General features: G+C 61.7%; 10 protein-coding genes. 8 read left to right on the top strand and 2 right to left on the bottom strand.

Annotated features, from left to right (window positions below):
• Positions 1 to 243 precede the first annotated feature (243 nt).
• Positions 244 to 1,242, top strand: a complete 999-nt coding sequence (locus ACZ1A1_RS24820; protein ID WP_463622048.1) for a Gfo/Idh/MocA family protein — start codon at positions 244 to 246, stop codon at positions 1,240 to 1,242.
• A gap of 23 nt (positions 1,243 to 1,265) precedes the next feature.
• On the top strand, positions 1,266 to 2,765 hold the full coding sequence (locus ACZ1A1_RS24815; RefSeq protein WP_463622049.1) for an FAD-dependent oxidoreductase: 1,500 nt from the start codon (positions 1,266 to 1,268) through the stop codon (positions 2,763 to 2,765).
• Between the two features lie 204 nt (positions 2,766 to 2,969).
• On the opposite strand, the gene ACZ1A1_RS24810 is transcribed toward ACZ1A1_RS24815, so the two are convergent.
• On the bottom strand, positions 2,970 to 3,971 hold the full coding sequence (locus ACZ1A1_RS24810) for a helix-turn-helix transcriptional regulator (protein WP_463622047.1): 1,002 nt from the start codon (positions 3,969 to 3,971) through the stop codon (positions 2,970 to 2,972).
• 187 nt (positions 3,972 to 4,158) lie between these two features.
• Here ACZ1A1_RS24810 and ACZ1A1_RS24805 point away from each other — a divergent pair, with 187 nt between their 5' ends.
• Genes ACZ1A1_RS24805 through ACZ1A1_RS24785 form a run of 5 tightly spaced genes read left to right on the top strand, consistent with a single transcriptional unit; the run spans position 4,159 to position 10,231 of the window.
• Entirely contained in the window at positions 4,159 to 6,405 is a 2,247-nt protein-coding gene (locus ACZ1A1_RS24805; RefSeq protein WP_463622046.1) for a TonB-dependent siderophore receptor, read from the top strand.
• Between the two features lie 28 nt (positions 6,406 to 6,433).
• Positions 6,434 to 7,549: an ABC transporter substrate-binding protein gene (locus tag ACZ1A1_RS24800; protein WP_463622045.1), complete on the top strand. Its 1,116-nt coding sequence runs from the start codon at positions 6,434 to 6,436 to the stop codon at positions 7,547 to 7,549.
• The gene (locus tag ACZ1A1_RS24795) at positions 7,549 to 8,607 is read left to right on the top strand and encodes a FecCD family ABC transporter permease (RefSeq protein WP_463622044.1); all 1,059 of its coding nucleotides are present in this window, start codon (positions 7,549 to 7,551) and stop codon (positions 8,605 to 8,607) included. The genes ACZ1A1_RS24800 and ACZ1A1_RS24795 overlap by 1 nt, the downstream gene beginning before the upstream one ends.
• Complete coding sequence (locus ACZ1A1_RS24790; protein ID WP_463622042.1) at positions 8,604 to 9,377, top strand: ABC transporter ATP-binding protein; 774 nt, start codon at positions 8,604 to 8,606, stop codon at positions 9,375 to 9,377. Before ACZ1A1_RS24795 ends, ACZ1A1_RS24790 begins: the two co-directional genes overlap by 4 nt.
• A 26-nt stretch (positions 9,378 to 9,403) precedes the next feature.
• Positions 9,404 to 10,231, top strand: a complete 828-nt coding sequence (locus ACZ1A1_RS24785; RefSeq protein ID WP_463622041.1) for an alpha/beta fold hydrolase — start codon at positions 9,404 to 9,406, stop codon at positions 10,229 to 10,231.
• A 95-nt stretch (positions 10,232 to 10,326) separates the two neighbouring features.
• Here the strand turns inward: ACZ1A1_RS24785 and ACZ1A1_RS24780 are convergent, their stop codons facing one another.
• Positions 10,327 to 10,653, bottom strand: a complete 327-nt coding sequence (locus tag ACZ1A1_RS24780; protein WP_463622040.1) for a helix-turn-helix domain-containing protein — start codon at positions 10,651 to 10,653, stop codon at positions 10,327 to 10,329.
• Between the two features lie 88 nt (positions 10,654 to 10,741).
• Here ACZ1A1_RS24780 and ACZ1A1_RS24775 point away from each other — a divergent pair, with 88 nt between their 5' ends.
• Positions 10,742 to 11,767, top strand: coding sequence for a LacI family DNA-binding transcriptional regulator (locus ACZ1A1_RS24775; protein ID WP_463622039.1), 1,026 nt, complete (start codon positions 10,742 to 10,744; stop codon positions 11,765 to 11,767).
• The last annotated feature ends 229 nt before the right edge of the window (positions 11,768 to 11,996 follow it).

Here is an 11,996-nt window from a genome sequence, read left to right as displayed (position 1 = left end):
AAGCCAGCTTCGTATCGCATGAGAAACGAGGTTCGGGCAGTTGTCGATATACGAGAGCCTAGACGATCCGTCACGCTGGCGATCCTCCGATGGCAGGATCGTGAGATGACAGGTCGCCTCGGCCACGAGGGCAATGGGCAGGTCTGAGCGCCAACGATGTTGCTGTGCGGCATGAGCCACACCATGACCCTGCACGCCAAGGCACTCGAAAAGACGAGCTGAGCACTCAAGGAGAAAACACCAATGACCGAAATTCGATGGGGCCTCGTGGGAGCCACCTTCGTCGTGCGCGACTGGATGATCCCCGCATTTCGCAACACCGGTGGAACTGTCGCCGCGATTATGTCGACGTCGCCGGATCGTGCGCGCGATTATGCCGCGGCCAATTCGATTTCTCTAGGGACCACACGTCTCGAAGAGCTTCTCGAAGCAGACATCGACGCGGTCTATATATCGACCACGAACGAACTCCATGTTCCGCAGGCACTGGCGGCGATAAGGGCCGGAAAGCATGTCCTCTGCGAAAAGCCGCTTTCGGTCGACCTCGCTGGCGCGAGGCAGATGGTCATGGCGGCCACCGAGGCCGGCCTGGTCCTTGCCACGAACCACCACCTGCGCAATTCCGGCACGCATCGGGCCATGCGCGATGCCATCGTCGCCGGCGAGATCGGCAAGCCCCTGTTCGCCAAAGTCGCGCATGCCCGATATCTCCCGGACTTCTTGCAGGGATGGCGTCTTAACAATCCGGAGAAGGGAGCCGGTGTCATCCTGGACATCACCACCCATGACATCGATTCCCTGAGATACATTCTCGGAGAAAACCCGAAGAGCGTCCTTTGCATGACGCAGACGGGGACGCTCGCGACCGGCGACATCGAGGATGGAGCCATGAGCCTGATCGAATTCGAAAGCGGCCTGATCGCGCAGACGCACGATGCCTTCACCACGAAGTACGCATCGACAAGCCTGGAAATACACGGCACGGCTGGATCTCTCGTCGCGACGGACTGCATGACGCAGGATCCCATCGGTGAGGTGACGCTCAGAACGGAAGCGGGCGAGCGGCAATTCACCATCGACCGCACCAACCTTTACGAGCGGAGCCTCGTCGCCTTCGCCCGCGCGATCGATGGTGCGGGCGAGCCGTCGGCAACCGGTATCGATGGACTTTGGTCGCTTGCAACGGGTCTCGCGGCCATTGAATCGAGCCGGACGGGCCGACGCGTTGCCGTCAACGCATGACGAAGCTGAACCGGGGTGAATCCATGCCGAATACACCAGACGTCGTCATCATCGGGTCGGGCATGGGCGGCGCCTGCGTCGCCCTTGGGCTTGCCTCATCCGGAGCAAACATCCTGATCCTGGAACAGGGATACCAACTTCAGCCGCACGTCAACAATCGCGATGCCCGGGCGATTTTTCAACGTGGTTACTTCCGGACGCAGGAGCGCTGGTACGACAGGCGCGGGCAGGCGTTCGGACCGGGAAACTACTATTACCATGGCGGCAACACGAAGTTCTATGGGGCCGTCCTGATGCGCTATCGCGCCGAGGATTTCGACGGCATCGAGCATCTAGAGGGGACCGCTCCGCCATGGCCGTTCCGCTATGAGACGCTCGAACCCTGGTATCAGAAGGCGGAAGAACTCTTTCGCGTCAGGGGGGCCTTGGGCGAGGACGCAACGGAGCCGCACCATTCCGGAACCTATCCCCATCCCGCCGTCCGCGACGAGCCGGCAATCGCTGAACTTCGTGCTCGGATGAAATCAGTCGGGCTTCATCCGGCGTCACTACCACTCGGCATAGACATCGAAAACTGGCTTGCGGAGGGGCAGACCCCGTGGGACGCGTTCCCGGACGCCCGCTCTGGCAAGATGGACGCCGAGACCTGCGCGCTATTGCCTGCACTTGCTCATGACAATGTTCGGATCGAGAGCGGAGCGGAGGTGCTGCGCCTGCTCCCCGGCCCGGATGGCCGCGCCATCGCGGCCGTGGAGTACAGACAAGACGGCGAGATCAAGCGTATCAGGGCGGGACTATTCGTCCTCGCTGCCGGCGCTGTCCGCTCGACGAAAATCCTTCTCGCGTCGGATGACAACGGGCTTGCAAACCGGTCGGGAAATGTCGGGCGCCATTTCATGAACCACAACCTTACCGCGCTTCTTGCCTACGACCGCCGTTTCAAGAACGACAGCGTGTACCAGAAGACCTTCGGCATCAACGATTTCTATCTTTCGGACGCCGCCGGAGGGCCGCCGCTCGGGCACGTCCAGCTTTTTGGCCGCGTAAGCGCACAGGTCATGAAGGGGATGGCGAGGTGGGCGCCGGAATGGTTGCTCGATCTCTGGAGCCGGCATTCGGCGGATATGCTGCTGATGAGTGAAGACCTCCCCGACCCCGAGAGCCGGGTTTCACTCGATGGCGACCGTGTCGTCCTCGATTGGCAGCGCTCCAACCTGAAAGCGCATGCTGCTCTCCTTCGAACGATGACAGACAGGCTCAAAGCAGCGGGCTTCCAGTTTACGCTCTCGCGCCCGTTCGATCGGAATACGACATCCCATCAGTGCGGCACGGTCAGGATTGGCAACGACCCTGTCTCGGCCCCACTCAACGCTGATTGCCAAGCGTTCGATCACCCAAACCTCTATGTGACAGATGCAAGCTGCCTTGTGACATCCGCAGCGGTCAATCCCTCTTTGACGGTTGCAGCACTGGCCCTGCGGGCGGCACATCGGATTCGATCAGACGTATTCCAAGGGATGTGAGGCAAGTATGCGGATGGCAATCTTGGCCTTATCCGCAATCGCGAGGTGAGCACCGGAAAGGCCCTGTCTGCCTCCCACACCCCGTGAGCGGTTCCAGGTTTAGGATTATCGTTCAGCCGTGAAGACGGTACGTCGCACAGCTGCGAATGAACTACGACTTTGCGAAAGCTGGCTGTGGCGGGGCAGCAGCAGTGACCCTGGTGCTTATCCCAAGCGAACCTGTTTGGGGCTTATGCCATAACGCTTCTTGAACGCTGTGGCGAAATTGGATGGCGTGAGATAGCCAGCCACATGGGCGGCTTCCTGAACGCTGATACCTTGGAGAAGGAGGGCTTCCCTGGCCCTCTCAAGACGATGCTCTTTCAGGTAGTTGAAGATTGTTGTGCCGAAGGCGAGGCGGAAATCCCTTTGCAGGATTTTCACGTCCACGCCGAAATGCCGCGCCATCTCGGTGAGCGTCAAGCCGAGCGCCGCATTCGATTCCACGAAGGTCTTCATCGCTTCCAGACGCTCACGTTCGCGTTGCCGCAACGAATGCAGGCCGTCGCGCTGCTTCGCGCCGATAACGGTCAGCGCGGCGCCCACGGCCTCCATCGTGCGGCTTTCCAGGAGGAGATTGTGCAGGAAGGGTTCGAACTGTGGCGGCTGGAGCAACTGTTCGGCAAGCAGGATTTCCTGCGGCGAGAGGTTCCAGCTGCCATGGCTCGTCGGCCGACTATTCAGGGCCTCCGCGACTGTGGACGATTCGGCGCCGCGATCGCTCAGCCATTCCGGGCTGACCACCACCACGGCGGCACGAAGGCGCCGTCCCTTTTCCGCTTTCCGCCAGAATTTCCCCGGCTGCGCCAGCGAGAAATATCCGCCTTCCGGAGCGGCTGTCGCTCCATCCACCGACCCAAGCGTGAACTGCTCCTCGCCACTGCCCATGGCGACGCCGCCGTTGAGTAGAAAGCATATGCTGAGCGAGGCCGGCATGAGGATTTCCGTGGTGAAGTCCTCAAGGTCGATCACGTCGACGGTATGAAGAGAAAGTCCGTTGCCGAAAGCGGTCGCGGATATGCTGCCGCGATGCAGATCGCGTCCCCTTGGCGTTCCCGTCTCCAGCATCCGCGGAACGGCGCCGATCTCTTTCGACAGCAGATCCACCTGGTCGCCGCCAATAGGTCCGCGGCTGAATTCCGTTCGCTCCTGTGAAGGGCTACGCATGGGGCATCTCCGGTTCTTCCAATGTGATGCGTCGTCCGGATTCCACAGGCTGGATGACCATGTCGAGAAGATTGGAAGTATTCTATACTAATTCATACAAGTTTTCCCGTTTTGAAAACATATCCAAACTGGAATTGTCCGGCCTGCCTGCCTAACCAGATGCGAGGACAAAGGCAGGGTTGGTTTCATGGTTTTCAGCAAGGACAAGAATTCGGAAAGAGCGCAGCCGGCATATGTCGCGGGAACGCATCTGAAAAGGCTGTCGGTCGTTCTGGCTTGCAGCGTTGCTTTCGATGCTTCCCTTGCGCTCGCGCAGGATCAGGGAACGGCACTAGCTCCCATCGTCATTCAGGCCGGCGGCGAAGCGGACAACGGATATATTGCCTTGAAAAGCACCGCCGGCACCAAGACGAACACGCCGCTTGTGAAGACACCGCAGTCCGTGGCGGTGGTAAACCGCAAGCAGATCGAGGCGCAAGGGGCGAAGGGAGTCGGCGAGGCCCTGCGTTATACCGCCGGCGTCGTTCCCGAATGGCGCGGCATCAGCGGCAGTAATTTCGGGACCACACTCGGCAGCGTCCTGGTGCGCGGCTATGCTGTCGACGGTTATTGGGACGGTCTCAAGGTTCCCGCCATCGGCAGCTACGGCGCACCATCGCCTGATCTCTATCTGATGGAGCGCATTGAGGTCCTGAAGGGGCCATCCTCCGTCCTGTTCGGACAGGCCACGCCGGGCGGCATCGTCAACTCCATAAGCAAGCTGCCGACGGAAGAGACGGCGCGGGAAGTCCGCACAAGTATCGACACGAACGGCCGATATACCGGCGGCTTCGATTTCGGCGGACCGTTGGATGCGGAAGGCGAATGGCTCTACCGCCTCACCGGCATCGGTGTCGGCGGCGACACCCAGGTGGATTTCGGAAAGGAAGGGCGCGTCGCGATCGCGCCGGCGCTCACCTGGAAACCGGATGGCGATACGACGCTGACCGTTTTCGGCAGCTACCAGCACGATCCGGAATTCGGTTACTACGATACCGTTCCGGTGAAAGGCTCGGCATTCGCCAATCCGCTTGGCAAGGTGCCGCGCGGCTTTTCCTCGGGCGAACCGGATTTCGACGCATTCGACCGGACCTACGCGTCGGCCGGCTATCGTTTCGAGCATCGCTTCGGCGACGATCTGACGGTGCGATCGAACTTGCGCTATGTGCACGGTACATTCGACTGGAGTGCTGTCCAGTTCTCTGCCCTCGGCCCGGATGACCGCACTGTCTATCGTTATGCCCTGCGTAATCAGTCCGAAGGCTGGGGCCTTTCCACGGACAATCAGGTTGAGGCTCTTTTCGATACCGGCGCCTTCAGTCACAAGGCTCTCCTCGGCATCGACTACACCTATTCGGATGCCGGCAACCGCATGTGGACCGGATCGGCGCCGCCGATCGACCTCTTCAATCCCGTCTATGGCGGCGTGGCGCTCCTTCCGGCCGACCCGCAACGCAATACCGACCAGAGAACGCAGCAGCTCGGCTTCTATGCGCAGGACCAGATCGAGTTCGGCAACCTCGTCGGCCTATTCGGCATCCGCCACGATATCGCCAAAGGCACAACCACGGACCAGAACACGGGTCTGGTCAGCCGGATGACCGATCAGGCGATCACCGGCCGGGCCGGGCTCGTCTATCTCACGGACTTCGGGCTGGCGCCCTATGTTAGCGTCAGCCAGTCCTTCCAGCCGACCAGCGGTACGGACTACTTCGGCAGCGCCTTCGAGCCGCGCAAGGGCCTCCAATACGAGGTCGGTTTGAAATATCAGCCGGTCGATTTCGACGGGCTGTTCACCCTTGCGGCCTTCGACATCACGGAAAAGAACCGGACGACACCGGATCTCTTGCATACCTGCGCGGCGCTCGGCGGCGCTCCGGGCTGCGGCAATTACAGCGTCCAGTTGGGCGAGGTCCGGACACGTGGGATCGAAGCGGAGGCAAAAGTCGCGATCACGCCTGAACTGAGCTTCATTGCCGCCTACACCTATCTCGACGCGAAGATCACCGAGAGCAATTCCGGCGATGCGGGCATGCGGCTGACCAATTCGCCACAGCATATGGCCTCCGCCTGGCTAGACTACACGTTCACCGATGGAGCGCTGGAGGGCCTCGGGCTTGGAGCGGGCATCCGTTACGTCGGAGCCTCGCCGGCCAACACGCTGACGACCGCGAACTATTTCGAGGCACCAGCCTACACGCTGGTGGATGCCGCCCTGCGCTATGACTTCGGGGCGAAAAATCCTTCGCTGCAAGGTCTCGCGCTCCAGGTCAACGTGAAGAACCTCTTCGATAGGGATTACGTCACAAGCTGCGGCGGCGGCAGCGTTCAGGCGGGCTACTGCTTCACCGGCCAGCGCCGGACCGTTGCCGCAAGCCTTGCCTACAGGTGGTGAGGTGCGGGCCGTGTTCATTCGAAACGCAATGCGCATCCTCGCGGTCGTCCTCGGTCTCGTTGCCTTCGGCATCGGAGCTGCCTTTGCGGAGGAGCTGACCTTTACCGATATGGCGGGACGCAGCGTGACGCTGAAGGCCCCGCCGAGGAACATCATCCTCACGGAAGCGAACGACCTGCTCGCAATGGCGTTGATCGATCCGGATCCCGTCTCGAAGCTGGCTGGATGGGCGGCGCTCCGGCGGTTCGATACGGGAACCCTCGAAGCCTTCCGGCGCAAGTTTCCTCGCATAGACGAGGTCGCGGTCGTCGGCGATTGGACGCCCGATACATTCTCCGTGGAGAAGGCGATCAGCCTGCGCCCGGATCTCGTCCTGATGACGGCCTATCAGGATCCGAAGCTGGGGCAGGGGGACCTTGCCCGCCAGTTCGAGGCGGCCGGCATTCCCGTTGCCTTCATCACCTCTTCCGCCTCGACGCGCCAGAGCGCCACCGACATCGCGCCGAGAATGCGCATGCTCGGCCGTATCCTTGAGCGCGAGAAACAGGCGGAAGACTACATCGCCTTCTACAATGACCATCTGGAAGCCGTGACGGAACGTCTGGAATCGGCCGATATCGAGCGCCCGAAAGTTCTCCTGGAGACCTATGCGGGGCTCGGCGAATGCTGCCGCGCGCCGGGGCGGCATGGCTGGGCGGAATTCGTCGAGCTTGCCGGTGGCCGCAACCTGTCGTCTCCCGCGCCGGATGAAGCGGGCGGCATGCTGAGCATGGAATATCTGCTTTCCCAGCAGCCCGATATCTATGTCGGCAATGGCGGCTCCTACATGCAAGGCAAGGGGCTGACGATCGGCCCCGCCTACTCCGCGGAGGAGACCCGCCGCGCGCTGGCGGGATTGGCGGAGCGTCCGGGTTTCAGAGACCTGAAGGCGGTGAAGGATCGCAAGGTCTTCGGCATGTGGACGGCGCTCGCTATTCAGCCGGTCAATATCCTGGTGGTCGAACGGCTGGCCAAATGGTTCCATCCAGGTCTGTTCCACGATGTCGATCCCGAGAGAACGCTGGAGGAGATCAACCGGCGCTTTGCAGCGGTTCCGATGGAAGGCCACTACTGGCTGGCGCTGGACGAGGCCCTCGACAGGTGATGCAGGCTTCGGAAACGTTCTCTATCGAGGAAGGGGTGTCGCGATACCAGCGGCTGCAGCGGCGGCGATACGGGATTTGCGGCCTGCTTGCCATCGCAGCGGTGGCCGCCTTTATCCTCGACCTTTCCACCGGGCCATCGGATGTCTCCGTCATCGACGTGTTGCGGGCACTGCTGAGCGGATCGGGGGCGAGAGAAGATGGCTTCATCGTCTGGCAATTGCGGTTACCTCAGGCTGTCCTTGCCGCCTTGATCGGAGCGGCGCTTGGCCTTGCCGGACTCGAAATGCAGACGATCCTGCGCAATCCGCTTGCCGATCCGTTCACGCTCGGCGTGTCTGCCGCGGCGGCGCTGGGTGCTGCGCTCGCCATCGTGCTCGGTATCGGCATTCCAGGTGTGCATGAAGCCTGGATCGTCGCCGGCAACGCCTTCGTCTTCGCGACAGGATCGCTGCTGGTCCTGCTCTTCCTGGTCAAGACGGGAATAGCATCGGCGGAAAAGCTCATCCTGTTCGGCATCGCCATGGGTTTCACCTTTGGCGCGCTTCTTTCGCTGTTGCAGTTCGTCGCATCGCCGGATGCGCTCCAGCAACTGGTTTTCTGGAGCATGGGAAGCCTCGTGCGGGCGAACTGGACCGTGATCTCCGTGCTGGGCGCGGCACTGGCGATCGTCGCGCCGCTCTCCTATCGCTCCCGCTGGCGGCTGACGGTCATCGCCTTCGGCGAGGAGCACGCCCGCTCCCTCGGCATCAATGTCGCTCGCCTTAGGCTCGCCGCGCTTGTCCGGATCAGCCTGCTGGCGGCGCTCTCCGTCGCCTTCGCCGGCATCATCGGCTTCGTCGGCCTGACGGGACCGCACATCGCACGCCTGATCGTGGGCGACGACCACCGCTTTCTCATGCCGGCGAGCGCTTTGACGTCGATGATCGTCATGTCGGCCGCCGCCGCCGCCAGCAAGGCCGTCATGCCGGGCGTGATCGTGCCCATCGGCATCGTCACGGCGCTGATCGGCCTGCCCGTCTTCTTCGCGTTGCTCGTCCTGCGTCGGGGTGCACCATGACCGGCGGTTCGCTCGTCATCTCGCGGCTGTCCGCCGGCTATGGCCGCAAGACCATCGTTTCCGACATCTCCCTTCCGGCCATTCGTCCGGGGGAGGTGGTCGCGCTGGTCGGTCCCAACGGCTGCGGGAAATCGACGCTGCTGCGGGCCCTTTCCGGTCTGATCCGCGCTGGCGGCGACACCGTGTTCGACGGAGTGTCGCTGCGCGGCTGCACCGCCGGGCAACGGGCGAGGCTGTTCGCCTTCCTTCCCCAGGCTCACGCCGCTGACGTCTCCTTCCTCGTTGTCGAGGCCGTGGTCGCGGCGCTGGAAGTCGCTCCGCCGCCGCGGGGAGGGGATGTCCGTCATCTTGCTCTCTCCGCCCTGTCACGTCTGGGAATAACCCATCTTGCCTTCGAGCCCTTGAACAGGCTTTCCGGCGGGCAGCGGCAGATGGCGATGCTCGCCGCCACGATCGCCCGCGACACACCCCTGCTGCTGTTGGACGAGCCGACGAGCGCGCTCGACCTGCGCAGCCAGTTCCAGGCGATGACATTGATCCGGGAGGTGGCAGCCGCCGGCGCCATCGTCATCATCGTGCTGCATGACCTCGAACTTGCGGCCCGCTGGGCCGACAGGATCGTCGTATTGCACGGAGGACGCATAGAGGCGTTCGGCACGCCATCCGAAGCGATCACTCGGGAAATCGTCGCCGAGGTCTATGGCGTAGAGACGCATCTGGGCAGGGATGCTTCCGGCGCACTGCAACTCACCGTCCTGCGTCCGTTTTGAACAAGCTCTCCGAAAGGTCATCGCGAATGGATAAATCCGGTTTCACCTATACAGGCTCCGATGGCTGCCGGCTCAGCGCAAGCGTGCTGGCGGACAACGTGTCAGGTAAAAACGTCGATACCGTTGTTGTCATGCTGCATGGCGGCGGGCCGGACCATCACAGCATGGAGCCGCTGGCGCGGAGCCTTGCGGCAGGGATGCGGATCCTCCTGCCGGATATTCGCGGCTACGGTCGTTCGATCTGTCGTGATACGGCGCGCCATACCTGGGCGCAATATGTCGATGATCTGTTCACCCTCATCGATCATGTCGGCGCACGGCGCGCTGTTGTCGTCGGCGCTGGAATCGGCACGACGATCGCGCTCAGGGCGGCGAAGGCGCGGCCGGACCAGGTCGCAGGCGCGGTCCTGATCAGCGTGGAGGATATCGAGAATGACGCGGCGAAGGCGAAGGAAACCCGTCTCCTGCAACAGTTCGCAGACGATGTGAGGCGCAAGGGGCTGGAGGAAACCTGGGGGCCGATCTTGGCGCATTTCCCTCCCGTCATCGGCCGACTCGTGCGAGAGGCTATTCCGCGAGCGGACCCGGAAAGCATCGCGGCTGCCGCTGCGATCGGTTACGATCGCTCATTCAGGAGCGTAGAAGAGCTGCGCGACGTTCTGACGCCGATGCTTATCGTTCCCGGCACCGACTTCCATCATCCGCGGCGCGTTGCGGAGGATCTGGCCCGCGTGATGCCGAATGCCGAGCTGGCGTCGATCTCCTTAGATGCGAGTATCAGAGATGCCCAAGATATGGCGAGCAGGCTCATGGAGCCTATCAATTCCTTTTTGTGCCTGCTTGGTCCCACCTAGTTCTGCTCGATTCCGAAACCTTCAGTAGGGCAATGTTGCCGGCTTCCTAGTCTGTGGATGAACCATAACCGCCATGTCGACGCCGTAGACGCGCTTCAATTCTCCAGCCGTAATGCGTGGAGCCGCCCTCGTTGAGGAGCTCCGGCGCGCATCACCGAGGCTGAAGGACTCCCGCTCGCTGGTGCGCGATACCGAGCCCGACTGGCGCGGTGCCTGATGAAGGCATCCACATTCGTGCCGAGCGCTTCGGCGATGTTGCACAGCGAGCCGAGCGAGGGCGTCGAGGCGCCGCGCTCAATCTGCGACAGGAAGCCGATGGAAGGTCCGACGCGCTCGGACAGCTGTTGCAGCGTCATGTCCATGGCGCGGCGGCGCTTGCGGATCTTCTTGCCGAGGGTCTCCTCAATTATGCTGCGAAGCACAAAGCTGATGTAACCTACTAGGGAATCTTGCGTTTCTGCAGTTCGCCTAAATAGAATGATTGAAATCGCATCAGAAACTGGGAGCAAGATGGCGGTGAAAGTGCAATCGCGAACATGGAAAGGTCCGTCGGTTCACGAAATCGCCAAGCTTGCGGGCGTTGGTTCCGCGACCGTCGATCGGGTGTTGAACAATCGCAGTGGTGTGCGGGAAAAGACCAGGGCGCGGGTCCTCGGGGCCTTCGAGAAGCTTCGCCGTGACAGCGCCGATAGCGAGGTTTCCGTACAGATCCGCCTGTTCTGTGACTCGGGCGAAACCTTCAATGCGGCCATGGCGGCGGCGGAATCGGAAGTGAATCGTACGGTAGCCGGCATCGATATCCAAGGCACCTATGTGACGACAAGCGATGTCGAGCCGCTGGCATTCGCCAGACGGGTCGAACAGGAAGGCAGCGAAGCCGACGGCGTCGTCGTGATCGCCCGAGAGCATCCGGCGATCAACAGGGCGATCCGTAGACTGTGCATGATCGGTCGACCTGTGATCTGCCTGACGACCGATCTGCCGAGCTCGCGAAGAAGCGCCTATATCGGCAACGACCAATATGCGGCCGGAAGCGTGGCCGCTCTCCTGATCGGCAATGCGCTGCCGAAGGAAAGCAACAGCATTCTGATCGTCATGAGCGTGCCGTTCCGCTGCCAGCAGGAGCGCGAGATGGGCTTTCGGCGCGTCCTGCGGTCCGATTTTCCCTATCTCAAGATAGAGGAGCGCGTTATCTCGGATGACCGACCGGAGAGCACATGCGAACAACTGACACGCTACTTCGAGGCGAACGGACATCCCGCCGCGATCTACAATGTCGCGGGCGCAAATCGCGGCATTTCAAAAGCACTGGAGGATGCCGGCAAAGCTCACGATACGGTGTTCGTGGGGCATGAATTGTCAAACCACTCCCGGAGCCTGCTTGAGGCCGGGACCATGGACTATGTGATCTCTCACGATTTCGTCGCCGAACTCGCAACGGCGGCAAGATGGATAAAGGACAATCTGAACGGTGTAACGACAGAACCCGCCTATTCGCAGATTCTCGTTCATACGCGATACAATTGTGGGCTCTAAATGCCCAGACCTAATGCGTTGCGATAGGAACGCCGGCTCGGCGACAGAGGAAGACACGGGCAGCATGTGCCGGACTTGCGTGAGCGCGATGCACCATCGCACCGGCGATGTGTTGTTCTTTTCTGGCAGCATGATGCGGTTCCCGACGATTCTGGTGCCTTGGAGCAAGCCGCTGACGGATCAGGTGAAGGGGAGAGAACCGGGAGCGCCGCCTCCGCTTTCAGCCGCC

The organism is Shinella sp. R2-11, from assembly GCF_055330205.1.
Note: the sequence above shows the minus strand (reverse complement) of the source record. Positions and strands in the feature narration are given on the sequence as shown.